We start from the raw sequence: 21913 nt of genomic DNA, 5'->3' as shown, positions 1-21913 counted from the left end.
GAAAAATCCTACATTTACAGAGGATTTTTCATCGTTCTAATTCGTGTTTTTCCTCCTAGGATGGCGGCGTCGCTTTAACCCAGGCGAGACCTCAAGGGCCACTCCAACCCCCTGCTTAGGAGTCAAAACATGAAGATGACCAGTGTGAGTAAACACCTGCGCCGCTCGGCTTTTGCCGTGCTTGTCGCCGGCGCATTGGCAGGCTGCGCCGCAATGCCGCCTGCGGAAAAAATCTCCCTGGCCCGTGATTCGGTGGACCGTGCGCTGTCGGCACAAGCCACGCAATTCGCACCGCTGGAAATGAAAACGGCTCAGGACAAATTGGCGCGCATGGAGCAAGCCATCGGCGAGAAGAACTACGTCCAGGTCAATGCCTTGGCCGAGCAGATCGAAGTCGACGCCAACCTGGCCGAAGTCAAGGCCAAGGCGGCGCGTAAGCAACAGGTCTTGAAGCAGGCGCGCGAGGGCATCCAGGTGCTCAAGCAAGAAATGCTCAACGCCCCCGCGACCACCCACTAAGGACCTTGCCATGCGTGCCATTTTTTTCATTCCCGCTCTGTCGGCCCTGGGCCTGGCGCTGGCCGGCTGTGCCACCCCGCCGGAAAACGCGCAACTGCTGCAAGCGCGCAGCCAGTTCTCCGAGCTGCAACAAAAGCCTGAGTCCAACACCCTGGCGGCGGTTGAAACCCGCATGGCCTCCAACGCTCTGGACCGTGCCAACCAACTGTCGCTGAACAGCCGCACCGATCCGCAGGTCAACCAGTTGGCCTACCTGGCATCGCAGAAAATCGCGCTGGCCGAGCAGATCATCATCGGTCGGCAAACCGATGCCCAGCTCGATAACGTCGCAGTCGACCGCACCCAGGTGCAGCTTGACGTGCGCACCGCGCAGCTCAAAGCGTTGCAGGCGATGAAGGCCAAACCGTCCGAGCGCGGCCAGGTCATCACCTTTGGTGACGTGCTGTTCGATACCGGCAAAGCTGATTTGAAGCCGGGCAGTCAGCGCGACTTTCAGGAACTGGCGCAATTTCTGTTGAAAAACCCCGAGCGTCAGGTTCGCGTGGAAGGGTTCACCGACAGCACCGGCAGTGATGCCTTCAATCAGAGCCTGTCGGAGCGCCGTGCCTACGCGGTGGCACGAGGACTGGAGCGTTTCGGCGTGGGGGCTGAGCGTGTCACCGTGCGCGGCTACGGCAAACAATTCCCGGTAGCCGACAACCGCAGTTCGCACTCGCGGCAGTTGAATCGCCGTGTGGAAGTGATCGTGTCCAACGACAGTTCGGCGGTCAGCGCGCGTCGTTAAGCGACCGGCGTCAGCGTGGTTGGCAATGATCTGTGATCAGTGATGGTCATTGCGTCTGATGATTGACAGGGCTCTGTAACGCCTTTCACACGCCGCGTGCGCATCAAGGTTGTGCTCCATAGGCGCGCGACCTTGATGCCCGACTCACCCCGCCGGTTTCAACGTCGTTTCAGCATCGCGGTGATGGCTTGACGTTTAAGCCGCAGCTCGTGGGATTTTTGTCGCAATTCGCGGCAGCGGTGGCTGTTGAGGATCAGCAGACCGACAAGGGGGCTGAGGAGGGCTATGAAATACAGCGTAGTCGGTGGACGGTAAGCAATCGTGGTTAGAGATATCAGCAAGCAAATCAAATAAATTCCAGCATTTATCCAAACAAGCTTTACTCGCCCGCAAATGACCTCGATCTTTGCAAAGAAAAACACCAGTCCTATGACGAGACAGCCAAAGAAGAACATTTTTGCAGCCTGGTGTTCTGCGAGATTGGAGAAGTAAGTCGTCAACAGCAAGACGGAGGTCATCGCAATAGTGAGGCAACCGGTAACCAGTTCGGCCCCGATCACCAGTCCGTAGCGTCTCCTGAACGTTCTTGGATCTTCAAGGTAAAAATAGTGGGAGAAACGGGAATCGGCGCCTCTTGTCTCAAAGTCGCTGCATGGACCATGTGTTTTGAGTTTTTCGACACGATGTAATTTTGTTCGCCCATTCATCCTTTCAATTCCTCATAAATGCCGATAGCCAGGCTGTTGATGTTTCCACTCATAGCACTACTCGTGAAGCCGGTTGTGGCAGCCCATACCTCTCTAATATGGTAAGTGGTGGCATGTCGCATTGTTGTGCTGCTAATCCTCTTCGGAAACTCTCCTGATGCTTGTTTAAGCTTTAGAAGTTTCGGCGTTAAGTGAGGGTTTTGGAGGGTGAGCAATTCTTTATTTAGCTGTACCCGCTCTTGCCGAGAAAGGCCTTTTAATACTTGACTAAGTGATTTTCCGGTGACTTTGGTTGTGGTGTTAATGGCTTTTATTGTGGTCATGGCGGAAGTGCCGACACCGAGCAAAGCAACCGCATCCAGCGCTACGGTCACGGCGTGGTACCAGACGTCATTATCCAAGCGGTCAAGAGTCTGAGGCGCGAATGCTTCAGCGCCTGTGCGACCCAATCCGATAAAGCATTGCGAAGCGCTTGCCAATAGCGCCGCTTTGCCGATGAACGTAATCACGGCACTGGCTCCTGCGGAAACAGGCATCAGCGCGACCCCACTGCCAATTGCCAGCCAACTCAGTGTCGCTCCCGCGCACGTCACGGCCGTATTCAACGCCTCCCCCATCAACCTCGACTCCCTAGGTTCATGCTCCAGCATCCGCTTGAACTCGACGGGCCCCACGTACCTGGGTGCCTCGCGCAGTACGACCTTGATCGGTCGCACACTGCATATCGCCTGAAACTCACGCAGTACCACCACGTTGAAATCCCCGTCGATATACACCACCCCCGCGCCGATCAACGCCGGGTCGGCGTCTATGGCCAAGAACAACCGCTGCAGGTCGATGCTGCTTTCGATGCGTTGGCGTGTGGTGCGATGGGCTGAGGGGAATCCATCCTTGAACAGGGCGACTTTCATTCCTTAACTCCTGGGTCGGTGGGAGTCGAGAAGGTATCGACGTCGTGATGCAAATTAATGTAGGACGTTTCGTCTTATCAATACGGACGCTTCCCGATCTCGCATTAGCGTCTTGTGAGCACACGCCGGGCTCCGCAACAGTGCGCCCACGTCAATCCCGACGTACAACAGGACAAGGACTCAACATGGCCGTCGATATGTTTTTGAAACTGGGTGACATCAAGGGTGAATCACGGGACCAGGCTCATCGTGACGAGATCGACATCAGCAACTGGGGCTGGGGATTGTCGCAAACGGGCTCGATGCATGGCGGCACAGGTGGCGGTTCGGGCAAGGCTGACTTTGCCAACCTGAACCTGACCAAACCCCTGGATAAATCCAGCCCCAACCTGATGATGGCCTGCGCCACCGGCAAGCATTATCCCGAAGCCAAGCTGGTGGTGCGCAAGGCCGGCGGGGCCAGCACGGTGGAGTATTTGGTGATCACCTTGAAGGAAGTCATGGTGGTGTCCTACAGCACCCGCGCTGAAACAGCCGACGACCTGTTGTACGACAGCATCGCCCTGAACTTCGCCAGCGTCGACGTCAGTTATCAGCCGCAGAAGGCCGACGGCGCCAAGGACGGTGGGGCGGTGAAGTTTGGCTGGAATATCCGGCAGAACGTCAAAAACTGAGTGTCATTTGAGCGTATACACCGTGCTGCTTCACGGACACGGGCGCTCGCTTGAGTGAGCCTGGCCGAGCGGCACGAGCCACTCGACCGAGGTTCACAGGGCTGTCAAATCGTGGGTATGTGGCGCGATATATTTACCGCTACCAGCGATATCGACAGGTTAGCCTGCCGCCTTTTCGTCCTGTTTTTCATAACCTGCCCCCGCTATGGAAAACGTCAGTTCATCGCCTTTTTTCGCGTGTTTGACGATCTCTTCGTTGCCGACGCGTGAATTCTTGAACCTGCCCGGCGTATGAGCCGGTGCGGTAACGAGGCTGGTGCGTTGCTTGGTCGAGCGCGCGGCGGTAGCTGACATGCGCGGTGTCGCTGTCGTCCAAGCGTTGAAGCTCAGCCGCGCCACACCGGTTGGGTGTCGTCGCTTAACGCCCAGTGGGGCTGGCGCGGGTTCAGGCAGACCCCGCCCACCCATCGCACCTGGTCGGCGTGGTCCAGCCAATAAGCGTTGGCGTCCAGCACCTGATGCCCCAAGGGCGTGAGCGTCAACTCGCGGCGAGGCCAGTCCTGGTCCTGCCGGGTTTCCTGCAGCAACGGCTGTCGTGCATCGATCAACGGGCGCATCAGCGCATGAAACATCATGTCCCCCAGAAAGGGCAGCGGGTCGTGCTTGGCCATCAACTCGGCGAAGACCTGGCCAAAGGCGACGGGCCCGGTTTCGGCAATGCACCTCAGGGCCAGGCGTTCGGTGAGCGACAGGCCATCGTGAATGCCCGGCAACTCCTGCAACTGTCGCAACAGCGCCGGCGCCAGCAAGGGCAGGGCGGGGTGCGGGGCGTGGGCCAGTTGCGCCAAGGCGCCCGGTGTACTGTCGCAATACGCCGCCCAGGCCTGTTTGGCCAAGTGCACCGCCTCGTCATTGATCAAGCGCCGTTGCGGCCATAACCACGCCAATACGTCCGGCGCCAGTTGGCCAATGCCGATAAAACGTTCGACACCGGGGATGCGGTCCACCTCGATCAATTCCAGCTTTGGCGGCGCCTGCTCAAGACCGGCCAAGGCGCGGATCAGGAACAGTTGGTCATAGGCGTCGGCCTCGCACCACAACACGCTGTGTTCGGCGTTGGCCAGGGTCTCAAGGTGGCTGTATTCATCGTCGACGCGGCGCGCGGCATCGCTTGGGTCCAGGCCGAACGTCTGGCTGATGAACGCGCTGCGCATCGCGCGAAAGGCCTGGCCTGGCAGGTCACGCACCGGGCCCATGCACAGCGGGTCGCTGAGCATGCGGAACTGGCCCTTGAACCCCGCCACTTGCAGGCGATGGGCGATGTCATTGCCGCAGCGCCAGTGAGTGGTGCGCGCCTCGTCGCAGGCCTCGAAATCGGGGTGGCGTGCCGCGAAGTCGAGGGCGTCGACATGGGCCTTGAGTTTGGGCCAACTGCTGAAACCCAAGTGCCTGGCAACCTGCCACTGGGCCAGGGCCAGCGTGGCATTGGGTTCTTGGGCTTTGAGGCGCCGCAACAGTTCCTTGGCGCGCTTGCGCTGCTGCTCAAGGTTGAGACGGCCGTCGGTGGTGGAGGATAAAGGGCGTGGCGACATACGAGCTCCTTGCACAAACCTTTTCCGCTTTCAGGTTGGGAGTCGTAGAAATGTGATGTTCAGTCAAAAGTCCTGGGCGCAGCCCTTTCCGCGGAAGGTGGCGTAGAAGGCGCCAGGCACGAAATATAAGCAGCGGGGTAGTTGATTGCAAGCCGTAAAACCGAGTCATTCATTGACGCCAGACGTGGTCCTGATCGGAACCCGTGCCGATCATGTGTCCATCACCGGGTCATCCGGCTCGGGCAAAAGTGTGTTTCTGCTTGCGCTGGGGAGGGCTGTCGGAATTAGTAATAAACATGCTCATGCACTGAAACCTTAAGCAGTTCGTTCTCTCCACCTCTGCGCTTAAATCCGATTGCTGATAATTAGCGGCTGCGAGAGACGAACGGTGGGATTTAAACAATATGAGGGGTGTGTGTCGTAGGAAAGTTCTCAACTGTGTTTCTCTGTGTGGATTAATTTTTGTGGGTTTTTTCTTACGGAAAAATCGAGTATTCGTATTGCGATTTGGTACTACCTATCCGTTCGGTTAGTTATTTTTTGTAAGGGGGATGTGTTAGCGTCAAGGTATTGTACATGCGGCGGAGGACCTTCAGAGTGAAGCTTTCAGATATTGGCAGTACGCCACTTTTGGAGTTGAAAACACTCTCGGTGAATGAGAATAGAGTTTTCTCTAAATGTGAATTTTTAAACCCTACAGGAAGTCATAAAGACAGGACGTACCTGAATATTGTTAACCGGTTGGAAGAAGCAGGTGTTATTAGGCCTGGCATGACGTTGATAGATTGCTCTACGGGGAATGGTGGGGCGGCGCTTGCTTGGATCGGAAAAATGAAAGGCTATAAAGTTAAAATTTTTATGCCGGAAGGTATGACTGAGGAGCGCACGGTACAGATACGTTCTTATGGGGCTGAAATAGTTGAGACATCAAAAGACGATTTTTTATCGGGCGCTGTACTAACAGCTAAGCGTTATGTGGCAGAGTGCGCAGATAAAGAAAATTATTTTCTGGATCAGTCCAGTAACTTATTAAATAAGCAGGGTTGGACATCCTGTGGTGAGGAAATAATAAGAAGCTTGAAGATGCTTGATATAGTGCCCGATTATTTCATCTGCTCGATAGGTACGGGTGGGACTTTTTCCGGTATTGCTGAGGTCCTGAAGCACGCCTACAGCGAGATTATAACAGTTGGTCTTGAAGTCAATAATTCTGCTCCATTGTTTGCAGCGCGAAATCACATGGCTTTTGAGCACCGTCCTCATAACTTGATGGGGCTAGGTGCCGGCGTGTTGTCGGCTAATACGAGCGCTGAATTGGTTGATGAAGTGAGGCTGATTGATGGTGCTGAGGCTTGGGATCGAATGAAACGCTTTATTGATGAAGAAAAAATTCCAATTGGTCCGACCTGTGGAGCGAATCTGTTGGCCTGTGATGAGGTTGTAAAAAACGTCAATAAAAAAAATATTGTCACTTTGTTTTTTGATGGCTCATGGAAGTACGCGAGTCGCTGGAATGGTGTTTATCCAGAATACAGTGAGGTGAGTGATGCTGCTCGAAGATATTTATAAAAATGCCAAGGTTGTAAATTCCGGTAAGGCGTGGACTACGGTGAACGAGTTCACTGATCAGATTCCAGCATTAAGGCCGGAGGTCCTAATGGAGGTTGCGCATGAAATAATTAAGTGTATGGATTTGAGTGTTTCAAAAATAGTCACTGAAGAAGACAAAGGCGCTGCGCTTGCTACGACAGTCTCGTTGTTGACAGGTATCCCGCTGGCAATGGCTAGATGGTATTCGTATAGCCTGAGTGATATTAATGAGCAGGTAGTCAATATACAGTCTGAGTACTTTGATGGCGTTGTGTACCTTAATGGGGTGGATGTCGGAGATCGAGTCACTATTATTGATGACACACTGAGTACTGGCGGTACGATTATTGCGCTGGCTAGAGCCGTAAGTGGCGCAGGCGGCGAGTTGGTGGATGTTATTTGTGCAGTCGAGAAGGTAGAGAGCAATGGATTTAAAAACGTTAAGAGTCACACAGGTGTTGAAGTAAAAACACTTATGAAGATAATGGTTAGGGAAGAAGGTGTGAGTGTTATTTCGTAGTGTGATAATTTTCGGTTGAGTATGTATGCTTAGAATAGGCGTAATAATTGGCTTGGTGTTCTGCTTGCTCAGCGCAGCCTTCGATGTGTACGTTGCTTACGTCACACAGTCGATCAATACCTTACTGGTTGTTTTTTACTGCTTTGTAACGTCTGCGGTGTTCTTTATCGTGTATGCACTGTGTCGCGATGCACACGCTCTGGTGGCGAGGCTGAAGTCCTGTTGGAAATTCGTGTTAATCGTCAATGTGGCGGTTTTACTCAACTGGGGGGGGCTGTTTTATGCCCTGCGTTATTTAGAGCCTGCCGTGGTCGGCGTCGCCTCGGTCGCCTGCGGACCCGCACTTACGTTAGTTATTTCGCTGCTGAGTAAACGCGGCGCCAAGGTCGCTTTAGCCGATACGCTGGTGTCCTGCCTGGTGCTCACGTCGGTAGCCATCATGTTGTTCAATTCCTTTACCGGCGACAGTGGCGTCGTTGCGACCACCGTGGAGGAGCGGCTGCTGGGCATTGCCAGCGTTTTGGTTTGCGCGTTGGGTACGGTCATGTACACGGTTTTCTCCAAGGAAATGTTCGCACGTCAGTGGACGGTCTACGAAATTCTGGCTGTCAGGAGCGTTGCGATGATCGGTGTCTGCGTTATCGCAATACCTGTTGGCGTAGGGAGTTTTTCGCTCGACCGCGAGTTGATTCTGCCGATGATGATATTGGTGGTCATCGGACATTTGCTGCCGATCTACCTGATTCAGAAAACCATTTACTACTTGACGCCTATCCATGTGTCCCTGGTGTTGCTGACCCTGCCTGTATTTGTGCTGTTACTCCAATACCTGGACACCAGAGTTGAATTCTCCATGGCCAGTATGCTGGCGGTCGGCATCATTGTGTGTTTGCTGTCGGGTCGGGCGATGTATGCAATCAGGAAGGAGGCAACATGATCAACGTGGTCGTGGTTGACGGTTTCTCTTCTGGGAAATTTGTAGCGAAGCGCTTGAGTGAAAAGGGCTGCGTGCTTATGCATGTGGCGTCATCGCAGGCTTTGGACAGTTACTATTACAAGGGTTTTGATTATTCGGTTTATGAACGGATCCTCGTAAGTGGCGATTTAGCGAGCACTGTGGTGAGTGTCGAGTGCTTCCAGCCGTACTTCATCATTGCGGGCGCCGAAACCGGTGTACCCCTGGCGGACCTGCTCAATGAACGACTGCAACTGCCCTATCACAATGACTTCGACAAGACCGAGGCCCGTCGCAACAAGTACGACATGATCCAGTGTGTTGCCCAGGCACAGTTGTCCGCAGCTCGGCAATTCGCCGCAGCCAGTTGGGCTTTGGCCGATACCTGGATCAGGGAACACGGACGCTTTCCCGTCGTGATCAAACCGCTGGCGAGCGCAGGTGCCGATGGAGTGTTCGTCTGCGTGGACAGGAAAGCGTGCGAAGTTGCCGTGGGTAAGCTGCTGGGCACCACAAACAAATTAAACCTGCCGAATACGCAGGTGCTGATTCAGGAGTACCTGGCGGGGGTGGAATATGTGGTGAACATGGTTTCACTCAACGGCCAATCGCTCGTTACGGAAGTGGTGAGATACCAGAAGCAGCGTACAAAAGAGGGAGGCATCCTGTATGACATTGATGAGCTGATCGGCTCTGATTCGGCGGTTTACCCGGTACTGGTGGATTACACCCGGTCCGTTCTGCGGTGCCTGGGTATTCGCAACGGACCCAGTCATGCAGAAGTCATGCTCACTGCAGAGGGGCCGAAACTGGTAGAAATTGCGGCACGAACCGATGGCATTCTGCGCCCCAGCGTATCCAGGCAAACCACCGGGCTTGGGCAGATTGAAGCCGTGGCCTTATCCATCGTTGAGCCTGAATTTTTTTCCCAGTTATTGGCTAGGGATGTCGACTATCGACTGCTGCAACATACCTACAATGTATGCCTGATCAACCGTTCACATGGCTGTTTTTATAAGGATCTGTTTTTGCAAGAGCTGCTCAAGCTTGAGTCTTTCTTCGACGTGGTTTTCTACGTCGAAAATGGCCAGTCCTTGGGAGTAACGCAAGATGTGTTCAGTCAACCGGGTACTGTGTACCTGGTTCATACCGACCCGAAAGTGATCGCAGCGGATTACCTTAGGATTCGCACACTTGAAGCCGAAGGAGGGTATTTGACTGTCGGTTAGCACGCCTTCAAGCCAGGTCGCACACCCCAAAATTCCACCCGCCTGTATCGCTTGGTTTTTGTCGCCGCATGGTCGAACGCCCGCACCGCTAGCTTGAGCGGCACTGGGTGAGTAATCACGGGCGCATTGAGCTGGAGTTCAAGGACGTGTCAGGCCCGTATCAAGCGGCAACCTTTGGGACCAGCCGGATAAAGTATTATTTCGTCAGGTGAAATACTGGATTGTAAATCCTGGTGATTCCATCCTTCAGGGCTGCGGTGGAACATGCCTGGCGTCGATACCTCACTTTTGGAGCCGTTCATGTCCCAGTCTGCGATCAAACTGTATGGTTTTCCCCTGTCCGGGCATTCCCATCGGGCCGAGTTGATGCTTTCCCTGTTGGGCCTGCCCATGGAATTTGTCCTGGTGGACCTCAAGCAGGGCGCCCATAAATCCGCCGAGTTCACCGCCACCGTCAACAGTTTTGGCCAGGTGCCGGCGATTGATGACAACGGCAATGTGGTGGCGGACTCCAACGCGATCCTGGTTTACCTCGCCACGAAATACGGCAACGGCCAATGGCTGCCGAGCGACCCGCTGGGCCAGGCGCGCGTGCAGCGCTGGCTCTCGGCCGCCGCCGGCCAACTGCATGCCGGGCCCGCCACTGCGCGGTTGGTCACGGTGTTCGGTGCGGATGTGGATGCTGCGTCCGCCATTGAGCGTGCCCATGCCTTGCTCGCGCTGGTGGAGCAGCAACTGAGCGAGACCTGCTACCTGGCCGGCGAGCAGCCGAGCATCGCCGATGTCGCGTTCTACACCTACGTGGCCCACGCGCCGGAAGGCAATGTGTCGCTGGCCGACTACCCTCAGGTACGCGCCTGGCTCTCCAGTATTGAGGCGCTGCCGGGTTTTGTCGGCATGCCGCGCACGGTGATCGGCTTGCAAACCCCATGATGCGAACGCCCTGTGGCAAGCTCGCTCGCCACAGGGGTGCTCATTGAGTCAACAGGAGTCGCGATGGACCGGTTTCACGAAATGCAGGTGTTCATGGCGGTAGCCGAGGAGGAAGGCTTTGCCGCCGCGGCGCGCCGCCTGAACACCTCGCCACCGAGTGTGACCCGGGCCATCGCCGCGATGGAGCAGCGCATCGGCACGCAGTTGCTGGCGCGCACCACCCGCAGCCTGCACCTGACCGAGGCCGGCCAGCGTTACCTGGAAGATTGCCGGCGCATCCTCGCCGAGCTGGACGAAGCCGAGGAAGCGGCGGCGGGCAGTTATTCGATCCCCTGTGGCCATCTGACGGTGACCGCGCCGGTGCTGTTTGGCGAACTGTATGTGGCGCCGGTGCTGGGCGAGTATCTGAACCGCTTCCCTCAGGTCAACCTCAACGCGCTGCTGGTCGATCGCGTGGTGAGCATGGTCGATGAGGGAGTCGACGTGGCTGTGCGCATCGGCCATCTGCACGAGCCGGGGCAGCAGGCGACACACGTGGGGGAGGTGCGCCGCGTGGTGTGCGCAGCGCCTGCCTTCCTCGACCAGTATGGTCGGCCGGAGCACCCTGGGCAGTTGCGCGAGGCGCGCATCGTCACGCCGTCGTCTGCCGGCCAATCGGTGAGCGAGTGGGTGTTTTCCCAGGGCGACCAACAGCTGAAGGTGCCTATCCAACCGCGCCTGGTGGTGTCGGCGAACAACGCCGCAATCAACCTGGCGCGCCTGGGGTGGGGCATGACGCGGGTACTGTCGTATCAAGTGGCCGCGGCGGTGGCGGCGGGTGAGTTGGAAATCGTGCTGGAGGCGTTCGAGCCGGCGCCGCTGCCGATCCAGGTGCTGTACCAGAAAAGCCATCGCATCCCGGCCAAGATCAGCACCTTCGTGGAATTTCTCAGCCAGCGCCTGGGCCAGGACGCCGCGCTCCAACGGCGCGGCTGATGGAGCGTTATCGCGATATGCAGTTGTTCGCGGCGCTGGCCGCGCAACCGAGCCTGGCCGCGGCGGCGCGCAGTGCGCGTGTCTCCGGCCCAACCCTGGTGCGCGCGGTGGCCCGTCTGGAAGCGCGCCTGCACCTGCCGTTACTGCAACGCAGCACCCGCGGGGTAAGCCTCACCGATGCCGGCAACGCTTACCTGGCCGACTGCGTACGGTTGCTGGCGGCGGTGGATGCCGCCGAGGCCTCGGCCAAGGGTTTGCACGTGCAGGCCCAAGGCAACCTGCGGGTGTTCCTGCCGTTGCTGTTCAGTCGCTATGTGATGGCGCCTGTGTTGGCCGGCTATCTGGAGCGCTACCCCGAGGTGCGCCTGCACGCGTCTTATCACGATTACTACCCGAACCTGCATGAAGAGGGCCTGGACGTGGCGATCCTGGTGGGTGGCCTGCCCGACTCGGCGCTCATCGCACGGCCCATCGGGCACGTACGACAGGTGGTGTGCGCCAGCCCCGATTACCTCGCCGCCCATGGCGAGCCGCGGCACCCGAGCGAGCTGAAACGGCACGCACTGGTCGCCGCTGCCGAGTCGGTGTTTTGGGAATTTCCGGGCTATTCACTCAAAGCCCGCGCCCGGTTGGGCTGCGCCACGGTGCAAGGCGCGATCAATGCCGCCGTGCACGGCGCGGGCGTGATGCGTGGCCTGAGTTACCCCGTGCATGAACCCCTGCGCAGTGGGCAATTGCGCCGGATCCTGGCGGGCTATGAAGGACCGCCGCTGCCCGTGCACGTGGTGTACGGCGAGGGCCGTCATGCGCCGATGCGCGTGCGCAGTTTTGTCGAGCACTGCGTGACCGCGTTGCGCGCCCATCCGGCATTTCAGCTGGCGTAACAGTGGATTGCCTGGCGTGGCTATTCTCTCGTTTGATGCGAGGGCGCAGCATCGAACCATCCCATAGGAGGTGGCCCTTATGAACCCTGTCGAACAGTCCCCCTGGCACGCCGGCGAACGGCAGATGCAGCACAGTGCCGGCGTTGCCGAGCGCATGGCCGTGATCGGGCCCAAAGTGATTCGTGATCATCTTCCCGAGCAGCACCGCGACTTTTATCCCTTGCTGCCCTACTTGTTGCTGGGCGTGGTTGACGCTCAAGGCATCCCATGGGCGACGTTGGTGGAAGGCGCGCCGGGGTTTGCCCATTCGCCCGACCCACATCGTTTGCTGGTCGACAGCCTGCCCTCCAGCGCCGACCCCGCCCGCGCCGCGCTGCACCCCGGTGCCGCAGTGGGCGTGCTGGGTATCGACCTCAGCACCCGCCGCCGCAACCGCATGAACGGCCGTGTCGGCGCCCTGGATCACGCGGGGTTTTCGGTGGACGTGGTGCACACCTTCGGCAACTGTCCCAAGTACATCCAACTGCGCCCCGTGGAGGGCATCGCACGTAAACCCGGCACCGAGGCCGAGCATTCCAACGGCCTGGACGCTGCCGACCAAGCGCTGATCCGCCACGCCGACACCTTCTTCGTCGCCAGCTACGTTGACGTCGAGGGCGAACGCTCGGTGGACGTGTCCCATCGCGGCGGCAACAGCGGCTTCGTGCGCGTGGACGCAGACGTGCTGACCATTCCGGATTTCGCCGGCAACCTGTTCTTCAACACCCTCGGCAACCTGGCGACCAACCCGGTGGCGGGGTTGTTGTTTATCGACTTTGCATCGGGCGACGTACTGCAAATCGCCGGGCGCACCGCGTTGATCCCTGACGGCCCTGACGTGGCTGCGTTCGAGGGCGCGCAGCGGTTGTGGACGGTAACCGTTGAGCACGTGGTGCGGCGCCCGGCCGCCTTGGCATTGCGCTGGCAGTTTGCTGAGTTTTCGCCGTTCAGTCTGGCGACGGGGCGTTGGTAGCACGGCTGCGCGCGCCGCGCGTCAAGGCGGCGTCGGTACAAACGCCACACTTCCCTCATCACGTTTGTGAAACAAGCGCTCGCCATTATCCGGCCCGGTGGTGATCACCTTATTGCCGGCACCCAGGTACGCCAGTGGTGTCGGGTCGTCCTTGGAAAAGGGCGCGACGATTATCGTGCGCTGCGGGTCGAAGCGCTGGCCGCTGGTTTTTTCCAGCCAGGCCATGAACGCCTCGCGGGTGCCTTGGCGCGGGAAGTCCTGGGTCTGGGCCACGTAGTAGAACGGCTTGCCGGCGTTTTGCAGGTACATCGGGGCTTTGTTGTCGACCTCTACCAGCACCAGTTGCCATTGTTGCCAGGGCGCGCTTTTTTCTGCCTGCGCGCGCACGTCTTCGGCGAACCGGGTCACACCGCCGTTGCCGTTGGACCAGGGATAAGCCACGCCCACTATCAACAGCATGAGCGCGGCAGCGATGCCGAACCCGTTCCTCCAACGCGGCCAACGGGCGGGATTGTTCCTCAGTCGCTCACTCAACCACCACGCCGCCAGCAGTTGGGCAAAGGGCACTAACGGCAGCACGTAGTAGCTGCGTCGGCTGCCGCTGGCGGTGAAGAACACAAAGAGCAGGCCCAGGCCTGCGACCAGCCACCGCACGTTGGGCGGGGTGTGGCGCCAATTGCGTACGGCCAGCCACAGACCCAGCAGCCAGCAGGGTGTCCAGGGCAGGGTGTAGGCGGGGAGGTAGATCAGGTAGGTGTAGATCGGGCCCATATGGTCGAAGGGGTCGAAAAAGCGCACCACGTTTTCCCGGAACACCAGCGCCAGTCCGCTTGCACCATAGGTTGCGGCGCCGTAGACATGGGATAACACGAACGGAACGGCATACACCGCGCCGGCAATCAGCAGTGCCAGTAACAGCCGCAGGTTGAGGTGGCGCCTGTAACGCTGCTCGCTCAGCAGGTGCGGCAGCAGCACCAGGGCCGGTAGCACAAAACCGATCAACCCCTTGAGCAGCGAGGTCAGTGCGAGCAACAGGAAAAACACCGTATAGCGTCCCAGCCGTGTGTCATCCGGCCCACGCCAATACCACCACACCGCCGCCAGCACGCCGCAGACGGTCAGCACATCCGCGGTGGCCACGCGTGCCCAGAACAAAAAGTAGAAGGTGGTCGCGAGCATCCACCCTGCAATCAGCCCGGTGCCTTTGTGAAACAGGCGTTCGCCCAGCAAGTAGATCAGCCACACGCTCAGCCACGCGGCAATTACCGACGGCAAGCGCAGTGACCATGGACCAAGGCCGCCCATCAGGTGCGCCGTGGCGGTGATCAGCCAATAGGAGGGCAGGGGTTTGTCGTAATACGGCACGCCTTTGAGGTACGGGTCGAAGTAATCGCCGCTTTGCAACATCTGCAAGGCGATGTTCGCCCAGCGGGTTTCAGGGCCCCACAGGTCACGTGCGCCCAGGCCCGTGAGCAACAGCACGGCCGTGACACTCAGCAATAAAAGCAGGGCGCCGCGTTGGGTGTTCCAGAAAGGCCGCATCATGGCAACTGCGGGTAGAGGATCAATTGCAGGGAGCCTTTCTTATAGCGTTTGCCGCCGAGCGGCAGTTGCCCGGCCTCGCGCATTTCGCTGGTGCTGCTCACGCGCAACAGCACGCCGACGGCGCCGTGCCGGCGGGCATCGGTGAGCCAGTTTTGCACCTGTTCCAGCTCGACTTTGCGTCTGACGCTACCGGCGTACTGCAAGCCATAGCGCAGCTCGCCCTCGGTGTCATACAGCGCCACGTCGGGGCGTTGCAGGCGCCAGGCCAAGGCGCTGGCACTGGCCAGCTCATTGCTTAACAGGGCGTGTGTTTGCTGCAGTTCCTGCAAGTGTTCCAGCACGAACTGGTCGGGCATTTGGTTATCAGCGATCTGCGCCGGCATGCTCGCGGGCAGCAGGATCACCAGCACACCGATGCCCAGCGCCGGCATGGCCCACAACGTGAGTGGTCGAAACGCTTGCAGCAGGTGGGTAAGGATCCACACCAGCAGCACGATAAACGCCAGCGACAGGTTGAACATCTCGGCGTGGCTGTTGCTGTAGAGCGGCCTGGCGATTTGCAGGTAGATCAGGCCGATCATCGCCAGCATGCCGATGGCGAAATTGAGCAGACCATTGAGGCAAATCGTGCGTGCGCGACCGTCGCGCAGCAGGTCACTCAGGGTATGGCCCATCAACAACGCCAGGGGCAACAGGCACGGCATGATGTAGGTGGGCAGCTTGCCGTTGCTCAGGCTGAACAACCCCAGGGGCAGCAGCAGCCACAGGGCCAGGAAGCCGATTGCCGGCTGGCGTTTTTCTCGCCAGGTTTTGCGCAGGGTTGCAGGCAGCAGACCGGTCCACGGCAGGCACGCCACGGCGATAATCGGCAGGAAGAACCACCATGGCCGCACGTGTTGCGCGTCGGCGGCGCTGAAGCGGCGAATGTGTTCGTTCCAGAAAAAGAAGCGCCAGAAGTCCGGTTCCCTGGCGTGGATCGCCAGCACCCAGGGCAAGCACACCAACACCGCGACACCGATCGCCACGGGGCCATACCGCAGCAGGTCAGCCAGGCGCCGTTGCCAAAGTACGTACGGCACGGCAATCAGCACCGGCAGCGCCCAGGCCAGAAACCCCTTGGTCATAAAACCCATGGCGCAGGCAAAGCCCACCGCCGCCCAGGCGCCGAGACGGCTGCGCGGGCTGTTGCTGTCGAGGGCAAACCACAGCGCCACCAGGCTCAGGTTGACCCAAAGCGTGAACGGCGGATCGAGGTTGGAATAACCCGCCTGCCCCGCCACCAGGCCAAAACTCAAGTAGAGCAGGGCGCAGGCGAAGCTCTTGCGAGGGTCGTTCCACAGGCGGCGAGCGATGAGGTAGGCCAGCAGCACGCTTAAGCCCGTGGTCAGGGCCGATGCGATGCGTACACCGAACAGGTTCTGGCCGAACACCGCTTGGCCCAGGGCGATCAACCAGTACCCGGCGGCGGGTTTTTCGAAATAGCGGATGCCCATGAAGTGCGGCGAGACCCAGTTGCCCGTCTGGAGCATCTCCTGGCTGATTTGGGCGTAGCGCGTTTCATCCGGGATCCACAAACCGTGCAGGCCCAACGGCAATAGATAAAACGCAGCGAAGGCGAGCAACAGCAGGTGCAGGCGGTTCAAACGAATCATGAAAACGTCGCTCCTTGACGTTTAATTAATAAGTGACGAACTAAAAAGGCAGTCGCTGAAAAGGTCACGGGATTCACTAAGTTGCAGAACATGTAGACGACGTCCTTAATTAAAAGGCGCAACTCAACATGCCAGAACATGGCTGTCTTTTGGCTGAACAGTCAGTCGTGGCGGCCGAGGAGAGTGCTTAGATTTGCTTGAGCGCGGCCGGCCAGTCCGGGTTGTTCACAAGGCCCAGGATTTTGAGTTTGCCGTTGGGCAATACCTGCACGAACAGCGAGCTGCCGTATTCGGGGAACGCGGCATGCGGGAAACCCTGGGTTGTTTCGAAGTCGGCGATGCAGCCGCTGTGGGTGACGAACACCAGGTTGCGCCCCGGCTGTTTGTAGCGCAGCAGTTCTTCGCCCATGGCCGCGCCGCAGACCGCTCTTTCGCCCGAGGTCAGCTCATGTTTACCGAACATAAAGCGCAAGGTTTGGGCGGTACGAATGGCGGGGCTGGCGAGTACGTCGCTCTCGGCCATGCCCAAAGATTTAAAGGCGTTGCCGAGTTTTTCTGCGTGTTGGCTGCCGTTGATGGTGAGGCCTTCGACCGGGCCCAGGCAGGGGTTGGTCGAGCGGTCGCAGCGCTCTTCATGGCGCACCAGCACGATGATCTCGCCGTCGCGCCACAGAGGCAGCACTTGGGAACTCAACAGGCGGTCGCCGACGCCCAGGTCCCTTGGCGATACCGGCCAGAAGAGTACACAGCCGAGCAATAACGCCGTCACGCCTGCACCTATCCAGCGCAGTCGGGGGCGCTTGATCCAGGCGCGGCGCGAGCGTGGTTTAGTCAGGGTAAGGTCAACCACTTCATTCACCATGTTCACTGTCGGCAGTGTTGTAATTAGTTAGGTGCAACGTGTCGGCGAGTACCCGAAGTGAAGCGAGAGGCTGTCACAGGGCCGCTGTCTTTTCGCTGAACATGTGGCGGTTAAAAGTTGCCAGGCACGGCAACTAACAAGTTGCCCGGGCGTAACGCTTGGCCGGTAATTTAAAGAGGGGCGGGTGGGCAGCCGGTGAAATCCATGTGAAAAATTCGCGTGGTTTCAACCGGTAGCCGTTATCCTCGATTGCCACCCATCAAACGAGTCTTCCCATGTTGCAGGTGCAAGGTGTCTTCAAAAGCTATGCCACGCCCCAAGGCCCTTTGGCGGTGCTGGCGGGGGTGGATGTGCACCTGGCGCAGCGCAGCAGCCTGGCATTGATGGGTGAGTCGGGCAGTGGCAAGAGCACGCTGTTGCACCTGGTGGCCGGGCTCGATCGGGTCGATCGCGGCAGTATTGAGGTGAGCGGGCAGCGCCTCGATCAACTGAGCGAGGCGCAACTGGCGCACTGGCGGCGGACCGAGATCGGCCTGGTGTTCCAGCAGTTCAACCTGATCGGCAGCTTGCGCGTCGACGACAACCTGGCGTTCCAGGCTCGGCTGGCGGGGCGCTTTGATCCGCACTGGCAGGCGCAGTTGGTGGAGCGCCTGGGCCTGGGCGACGTGCTCAAGCGTTACCCGGAGCAACTGTCGGGCGGCCAGCAACAGCGGGTCGCGGTGGGCCGGGCGCTGGCGTCCAGGCCTGCCCTGTTGTTGGCGGACGAGCCCACCGGCAACCTTGACGAAGCCACCAGCGACGAGGTGCTGCAACTGCTGCTGGACTTGCTGCGTGACAGCCCCACCAGCCTGTTGATGGTCACCCACAGCCCGCGCATCGCCGCGCGGCTGGACCGGCAGGTGGCGTTGCACCACGGCCTTATCGTGTCGGCGGATGCGCGCTGACATGGCCGTGTTTTATTGGACGTTGCGCGCTTTGCTCAGCCATTGGCGACGTCATCCCGTACAGTTTTTCAGTGTGCTCACCGGCCTGTGGCTGGCCACTGCGCTGTTGACAGGGGTGCAGGCGCTGAACAGCCAGGCGCGCGACAGTTATGCCCGCGCCAGCCAGTTGATCGGCGGCGAAGCCCAGGCCAGCCTGAGTGCGCCGGACGGTGCCAGCGTCCCCCAGGGGCTGTTCGCCCAACTGCGCCGCGCCGGCTGGCCGGTGTCGCCGGTGGTGCAGGGGCGGGTGCAGCTCACGGGGCGTGAGGACGTACGCCTGCAATTGATGGGCATCGAGCCGCTGTCACTGCCGGGTGGCGGGGCGGTGGCGGGGAAGCAGTTGAGCCAGGCGCAACTGCTCGCCTTCTTTGACCCGCCAGGGCGCACCTGGATCGCGCCTCAAACCCTGCAGGCGCTGGGTTTGCAGGAGGGGCAGCAGCCGCAGACAGTCGACGGTCAGCGCCTGCCGCCGCTGCACGCGCAGCCGGACATGGCGCCCGGTTTACTGCTCACCGATATCGGTTTCGCCCAACCGCTGCTCGGGATGCAGGGGCAGCTGTCGCGCCTGCTGGTGGACAAGGCCTTCGCCGCCGGCGACCCCAAGCCTCCTGTCACGCTGCAACTGCACCAGGCCGAGGACAATAACCTGGCACGCCTTACCGAGAGCTTTCACCTGAACCTCGATGCCCTTGGGTTCCTGTCGTTTGTGGTGGGGCTGTTCATCGTGCACGCCGCCATCGGCCTGGCGCTGGAGCAACGTCGCGGGTTATTGCGCACCTTGCGTGCCTGTGGCGTCAGTGCGCGGCTGTTGATCTTCAGCCTGGGCGTGGAGCTGGGCGCGTTGTCACTGCTGGGCGGCGCACTGGGTGTCGCCAGCGGTTACGTGCTGGCCAGCCTGTTGCTGCCGGATGTGGCGGCCAGCTTGCGCGGCCTGTACGGCGCCGAAGTGCCGGGGCAACTGAGCCTGAGCCCGTGGTGGTGGCTGGCGGGGCTGGGCTTGAGCCTGCTTGGGGCCCTGCTCGCCGGTGCCAGCAGCCTGTGGCGGGCGGCGCGTTTACCGTTGCTGGCGCTGGCCAATGCCCAGGCCTGGCATGAGGCCCACGGCCGTTGGCTGCGGCGCCAGGGTTGGGTGGCCGGCGGTGCGTTGCTGATCGCACTGTTGGCATTGGGGCTGGGTGACAGCCTGGCGGCGGGTTTTGTGTTGATGGGCGCCTTGCTGCTCGGTGCGGCGCTGGGCTTGCCGGTGTTGCTCAACGGCTTGCTCAAGGTCGTGCTGGGACGCAGTCGCTCGGTGCTGGGCCAATGGTTTCTCGCCGATTGCCGGCAACAGTTACCGGCCCTGAGTTTGGCCCTGATGGCCTTGCTGCTGGCGTTGGCCGCCAACATCGGCGCCGGCTCCATGACCTCCGGTTTTCGCCACACCTTCAACAACTGGTTGGAGCAACGCCTCACTGCCGAGCTGTACCTCAACCCCCAGACATCGGCCCAGGCCGACCAGCTCAGCCAATGGCTGGCGCAACAACCCCTGGTGCGCGCCGTGCTGCCCACCTGGCAGGTCGCGGTGCAGGTGCAGGGCTGGCCGGCGGACCTGTTCGGCGTGGTCGACGACCCGACCTACCGCGAGCATTGGCCGTTGCTGGAGGCGGTTGATGCACCGTGGGACCAGTTGCAGCACGGCGACACGCTGATGCTCAGCGAACAGTTGGCGCGGCGGCTCGCGGTGAAACTGGGGGATGCGGTGGGTGTCCCGACGCCGCAGGGTGTGTGGTCACCCACGGTGGTTGGCATCTATGCCGACTATGGCAACCCCAAGGGTCACGTGCTGGTCAATTCGCAGCACCTGCTCAAGCACTGGCCGACGCTCTCGCCGGCACGTTTCAACCTGCGTGTCGCACCGCCCGATGTTGCGCCGCTGGTGCGCGAGGTGCAGCGGGTATTTGCCCTGACGGACAGCCGTATCGTCGATCAACAGCAACTCAAAGGCTGGTCGAGCCAGGTGTTCGAACGCACCTTCGCCGCCACCGCCGCCCTCAACAGCCTGACCTTGGGCGTGGCCGGTGTGGCGTTGTTCATCAGCCTGCTCACGCAAAGCCAGAGCCGCCTCGGGCAACTGGCGCCGCTGTGGGCGTTGGGCGTGACACGCCGGCAATTGATGCTGTTGAACCTGGGCCAGACCTGGCTGTTGGCGGTGCTCACGCTGCTGTTGGCGGTGCCGCTGGGCTTGCTGCTGGCGTGGTGTCTGGACGCGGTGATCAACGTGCAGGCCTTTGGCTGGCGTCTGCCGTTGCAGGTGTTCCCGTGGCAGTTGGCGCAGCTGCTGGGGCTGGCGCTGCTGGCCACGTTATTGGCCTCGGCCTGGCCCTTGTGGCAGCTGTACCGCAGCCAGCCCACGGACTTGCTTCGGACCTTCGCCCATGAAGATTAAGCTGCTGATGTGTGCGTTATGGCTGTTGAGCGCCTGTGACAAGGCCCCCGCGCCGCAGGCGAGTTTCGCCGGCCTGGGCAGTGAGGCGGCGGATTTTGCCCAGGTGGTGCCGGGCAAGGTCTTTCGTTTCCCCGACGACCACGGCCCTCACGAGGGCTTTCGGATCGAATGGTGGTACGTCACCGCCAATCTCAAGGATGCCCAGGGCAACGTGTTTGGCGTGCAATGGACGCTGTTTCGCAACGCCCTCAAGGCCGGGCCGACGCAGGCCGGTTGGCAGGACTCGACGGTCTGGCTCGGCCACGCGGCGGTCACCTCCGCCAACCGGCACTACGCCGCCGAACGCCTGGCCCGTGGCGGCGTTGGCCAGGCCGGGGCCCAGGCGGCGCCGTTCAGTGCCTGGATCGACGACTGGAATTTCACCACCCGTCCTGGGGCGACGGATGCGTTGGCGGACATGCAACTCAACGCCAGCGGCAAGTCATTCGCCTACGACTTGCACCTGACCTCCCAGCGTCCGTTGGTGTTGCAGGGCGACAACGGCTACAGCCGAAAGTCCGATCAGGGCCAGGCCTCGTACTACTACAGCCAGCCGTTTTTTACCGCGAGCGGCAGCGTGAGCATCGATGGCCACACCTATCAAGTCAGCGGCCCGGCCTGGCTCGACCGCGAGTGGAGCAGCCAGCCGCTGAGCAGCCAGCAGACCGGCTGGGACTGGTTCTCCCTGCACCTGGACGATGGTGAGCGACTGATGCTGTTTCGCGTGCGGCAGCAGGACGGCGGCGGCTATCTCACCGGCACCTGGATCGACCGCCAGGGCCGCACCGAGACCCTGCACAACGCCGACATCCAACTGGCTCCGCTGGCAACCACGGCCATTGACGGACGCACGGTTCCAACGCGCTGGTCGCTGAAAATTCCGGCCAAGCAGTTGGATATCACCACCGAAGCCGTCAACCCGAACGCCTGGATGAACCTGAGTATTCCTTACTGGGAAGGGCCGGTGCGATTTGAGGGGGGAGTGGGGTATCTGGAGATGACGGGGTATTAGGTGCGAGGAAATTTCCTACATAAAACACTGGACATGCATACAGTATTTAGCTAGATTCCATCCCAGGTGACCGGATGTCACCTGACCTTCACTTTTTAACTATGGATGGA

The 21913-nt window shown here is 59.9% G+C and carries 21 protein-coding genes; 14 read left to right on the top strand and 7 right to left on the bottom strand.

The window, feature by feature from the left end; translation table 11 throughout:
• Positions 1 to 129 precede the first annotated feature (129 nt).
• Both PSH59_RS16460 and PSH59_RS16455 read left to right on the top strand, forming a co-directional pair.
• Complete coding sequence (locus PSH59_RS16460) at positions 130 to 519, top strand: DUF4398 domain-containing protein (protein ID WP_305393217.1); 390 nt, start codon at positions 130 to 132, stop codon at positions 517 to 519.
• A gap of 10 nt (positions 520 to 529) precedes the next feature.
• Complete coding sequence (locus tag PSH59_RS16455) at positions 530 to 1303, top strand: OmpA family protein (protein WP_248082129.1); 774 nt, start codon at positions 530 to 532, stop codon at positions 1301 to 1303.
• Between the two features lie 158 nt (positions 1304 to 1461).
• Here the strand turns inward: PSH59_RS16455 and PSH59_RS16450 are convergent, their stop codons facing one another.
• Both PSH59_RS16450 and PSH59_RS16445 read right to left on the bottom strand, forming a co-directional pair.
• Positions 1462 to 2010, bottom strand: a complete 549-nt coding sequence (locus PSH59_RS16450; protein ID WP_305393216.1) for a hypothetical protein — start codon at positions 2008 to 2010, stop codon at positions 1462 to 1464.
• Entirely contained in the window at positions 2007 to 2921 is a 915-nt protein-coding gene (locus PSH59_RS16445) for an NAD synthetase (protein ID WP_305393215.1), read from the bottom strand. Before PSH59_RS16445 ends, PSH59_RS16450 begins: the two co-directional genes overlap by 4 nt.
• A gap of 185 nt (positions 2922 to 3106) precedes the next feature.
• Here PSH59_RS16445 and PSH59_RS16440 point away from each other — a divergent pair, with 185 nt between their 5' ends.
• On the top strand, positions 3107 to 3595 hold the full coding sequence (locus PSH59_RS16440; RefSeq protein ID WP_305393214.1) for a type VI secretion system tube protein Hcp: 489 nt from the start codon (positions 3107 to 3109) through the stop codon (positions 3593 to 3595).
• Between the two features lie 159 nt (positions 3596 to 3754).
• Here PSH59_RS16440 and PSH59_RS16435 read toward each other — a convergent pair whose 3' ends face one another.
• Positions 3755 to 3949 (bottom strand): hypothetical protein, encoded by a 195-nt coding sequence (locus tag PSH59_RS16435; RefSeq protein ID WP_305393213.1) that lies wholly within the window; start codon positions 3947 to 3949, stop codon positions 3755 to 3757.
• Positions 3950 to 3981: 32 nt separating this feature from the next.
• Positions 3982 to 5187 carry a DUF1835 domain-containing protein gene (locus tag PSH59_RS16430; protein ID WP_305393212.1) on the bottom strand — a complete coding sequence of 402 codons (1206 nt, stop codon included), beginning with the start codon at positions 5185 to 5187 and terminating at the stop codon, positions 3982 to 3984.
• A 597-nt stretch (positions 5188 to 5784) separates the two neighbouring features.
• On the opposite strand from PSH59_RS16430, the gene PSH59_RS16425 reads away from it, so the two are divergent.
• From PSH59_RS16425 to PSH59_RS16390, 8 genes are all read left to right on the top strand, one after another.
• Positions 5785 to 6756 (top strand): cysteine synthase family protein, encoded by a 972-nt coding sequence (locus PSH59_RS16425; RefSeq protein WP_305393211.1) that lies wholly within the window; start codon positions 5785 to 5787, stop codon positions 6754 to 6756.
• On the top strand, positions 6734 to 7297 hold the full coding sequence (locus tag PSH59_RS16420) for a phosphoribosyltransferase family protein (RefSeq protein WP_305393210.1): 564 nt from the start codon (positions 6734 to 6736) through the stop codon (positions 7295 to 7297). The genes PSH59_RS16425 and PSH59_RS16420 overlap by 23 nt, the downstream gene beginning before the upstream one ends.
• Positions 7298 to 7352: 55 nt before the next feature.
• Positions 7353 to 8234, top strand: a complete 882-nt coding sequence (locus PSH59_RS16415; protein ID WP_305395306.1) for a DMT family transporter — start codon at positions 7353 to 7355, stop codon at positions 8232 to 8234.
• Entirely contained in the window at positions 8231 to 9481 is a 1251-nt protein-coding gene (locus PSH59_RS16410; RefSeq protein ID WP_248079759.1) for an ATP-grasp domain-containing protein, read from the top strand. Before PSH59_RS16415 ends, PSH59_RS16410 begins: the two co-directional genes overlap by 4 nt.
• 300 nt (positions 9482 to 9781) lie before the next feature.
• Entirely contained in the window at positions 9782 to 10414 is a 633-nt protein-coding gene (locus PSH59_RS16405; protein WP_305393209.1) for a glutathione S-transferase family protein, read from the top strand.
• 63 nt (positions 10415 to 10477) lie between these two features.
• Complete coding sequence (locus PSH59_RS16400; protein ID WP_305393208.1) at positions 10478 to 11389, top strand: LysR family transcriptional regulator; 912 nt, start codon at positions 10478 to 10480, stop codon at positions 11387 to 11389.
• A complete protein-coding gene (locus PSH59_RS16395; RefSeq protein WP_305393207.1) occupies positions 11389 to 12273 on the top strand; it encodes a LysR substrate-binding domain-containing protein in 885 nt (294 codons plus the stop codon). The genes PSH59_RS16400 and PSH59_RS16395 overlap by 1 nt, the downstream gene beginning before the upstream one ends.
• A 79-nt stretch (positions 12274 to 12352) precedes the next feature.
• Positions 12353 to 13285 (top strand): pyridoxamine 5'-phosphate oxidase family protein, encoded by a 933-nt coding sequence (locus tag PSH59_RS16390; RefSeq protein ID WP_305393206.1) that lies wholly within the window; start codon positions 12353 to 12355, stop codon positions 13283 to 13285.
• Between the two features lie 21 nt (positions 13286 to 13306).
• Here the strand turns inward: PSH59_RS16390 and PSH59_RS16385 are convergent, their stop codons facing one another.
• The 3 genes from PSH59_RS16385 to PSH59_RS16375 all read right to left on the bottom strand — a co-directional run bounded on the left by PSH59_RS16385 (position 13307) and on the right by PSH59_RS16375 (position 17344).
• Positions 13307 to 14827, bottom strand: coding sequence for a glycosyltransferase family 39 protein (locus PSH59_RS16385; RefSeq protein ID WP_248079772.1), 1521 nt, complete (start codon positions 14825 to 14827; stop codon positions 13307 to 13309).
• A complete protein-coding gene (gene arnT, locus PSH59_RS16380; protein WP_305393205.1) occupies positions 14827 to 16482 on the bottom strand; it encodes a lipid IV(A) 4-amino-4-deoxy-L-arabinosyltransferase in 1656 nt (551 codons plus the stop codon). The genes PSH59_RS16385 and arnT overlap by 1 nt, the downstream gene beginning before the upstream one ends.
• Positions 16483 to 16669: 187 nt before the next feature.
• Positions 16670 to 17344 (bottom strand): histidine phosphatase family protein, encoded by a 675-nt coding sequence (locus tag PSH59_RS16375; RefSeq protein ID WP_305393204.1) that lies wholly within the window; start codon positions 17342 to 17344, stop codon positions 16670 to 16672.
• A gap of 275 nt (positions 17345 to 17619) precedes the next feature.
• Here PSH59_RS16375 and PSH59_RS16370 point away from each other — a divergent pair, with 275 nt between their 5' ends.
• The 3 genes from PSH59_RS16370 to PSH59_RS16360 are packed head-to-tail and all read left to right on the top strand — an operon-like array spanning position 17620 to position 21803.
• Entirely contained in the window at positions 17620 to 18288 is a 669-nt protein-coding gene (locus PSH59_RS16370; RefSeq protein WP_305393203.1) for an ABC transporter ATP-binding protein, read from the top strand.
• 1 nt (position 18289) lies between these two features.
• Entirely contained in the window at positions 18290 to 20752 is a 2463-nt protein-coding gene (locus PSH59_RS16365) for an ABC transporter permease (protein WP_305393202.1), read from the top strand.
• A complete protein-coding gene (locus tag PSH59_RS16360) occupies positions 20742 to 21803 on the top strand; it encodes a lipocalin-like domain-containing protein (protein ID WP_248079741.1) in 1062 nt (353 codons plus the stop codon). The genes PSH59_RS16365 and PSH59_RS16360 overlap by 11 nt, the downstream gene beginning before the upstream one ends.
• Positions 21804 to 21913 lie beyond the last annotated feature (110 nt).

The organism is Pseudomonas sp. FP2309, from assembly GCF_030687575.1.
In the GTDB taxonomy this organism is placed as follows: Bacteria; Pseudomonadota; Gammaproteobacteria; order Pseudomonadales; family Pseudomonadaceae; genus Aquipseudomonas.
Note: the sequence above shows the minus strand (reverse complement) of the source record. Positions and strands in the feature narration are given on the sequence as shown.

Excerpts from the sequence above, each read along its gene's own strand:
- PSH59_RS16460 (WP_305393217.1), top strand. The coding sequence starts at position 130 with ATGAAGATGACCAGTGTGAGTAAACACCTGCGCCGCTCGGCTTTTGCC.
- PSH59_RS16455 (WP_248082129.1), top strand. The coding sequence starts at position 530 with ATGCGTGCCATTTTTTTCATTCCCGCTCTGTCGGCCCTGGGCCTGGCG.
- PSH59_RS16450 (WP_305393216.1), bottom strand. The coding sequence starts at position 2,010 with ATGAATGGGCGAACAAAATTACATCGTGTCGAAAAACTCAAAACACAT.
- PSH59_RS16445 (WP_305393215.1), bottom strand. The coding sequence starts at position 2,921 with ATGAAAGTCGCCCTGTTCAAGGATGGATTCCCCTCAGCCCATCGCACC.
- PSH59_RS16440 (WP_305393214.1), top strand. The coding sequence starts at position 3,107 with ATGGCCGTCGATATGTTTTTGAAACTGGGTGACATCAAGGGTGAATCA.
- PSH59_RS16435 (WP_305393213.1), bottom strand. The coding sequence starts at position 3,949 with ATGTCAGCTACCGCCGCGCGCTCGACCAAGCAACGCACCAGCCTCGTT.
- PSH59_RS16430 (WP_305393212.1), bottom strand. The coding sequence starts at position 5,187 with ATGTCGCCACGCCCTTTATCCTCCACCACCGACGGCCGTCTCAACCTT.
- PSH59_RS16420 (WP_305393210.1), top strand. The coding sequence starts at position 6,734 with ATGCTGCTCGAAGATATTTATAAAAATGCCAAGGTTGTAAATTCCGGT.
- PSH59_RS16410 (WP_248079759.1), top strand. The coding sequence starts at position 8,231 with ATGATCAACGTGGTCGTGGTTGACGGTTTCTCTTCTGGGAAATTTGTA.
- PSH59_RS16405 (WP_305393209.1), top strand. The coding sequence starts at position 9,782 with ATGTCCCAGTCTGCGATCAAACTGTATGGTTTTCCCCTGTCCGGGCAT.
- PSH59_RS16400 (WP_305393208.1), top strand. The coding sequence starts at position 10,478 with ATGGACCGGTTTCACGAAATGCAGGTGTTCATGGCGGTAGCCGAGGAG.
- PSH59_RS16395 (WP_305393207.1), top strand. The coding sequence starts at position 11,389 with ATGGAGCGTTATCGCGATATGCAGTTGTTCGCGGCGCTGGCCGCGCAA.
- PSH59_RS16390 (WP_305393206.1), top strand. The coding sequence starts at position 12,353 with ATGAACCCTGTCGAACAGTCCCCCTGGCACGCCGGCGAACGGCAGATG.
- PSH59_RS16385 (WP_248079772.1), bottom strand. The coding sequence starts at position 14,827 with ATGCGGCCTTTCTGGAACACCCAACGCGGCGCCCTGCTTTTATTGCTG.
- arnT (WP_305393205.1), bottom strand. The coding sequence starts at position 16,482 with ATGATTCGTTTGAACCGCCTGCACCTGCTGTTGCTCGCCTTCGCTGCG.
- PSH59_RS16375 (WP_305393204.1), bottom strand. The coding sequence starts at position 17,344 with ATGGTGAATGAAGTGGTTGACCTTACCCTGACTAAACCACGCTCGCGC.
- PSH59_RS16370 (WP_305393203.1), top strand. The coding sequence starts at position 17,620 with ATGTTGCAGGTGCAAGGTGTCTTCAAAAGCTATGCCACGCCCCAAGGC.
- PSH59_RS16365 (WP_305393202.1), top strand. The coding sequence starts at position 18,290 with ATGGCCGTGTTTTATTGGACGTTGCGCGCTTTGCTCAGCCATTGGCGA.
- PSH59_RS16360 (WP_248079741.1), top strand. The coding sequence starts at position 20,742 with ATGAAGATTAAGCTGCTGATGTGTGCGTTATGGCTGTTGAGCGCCTGT.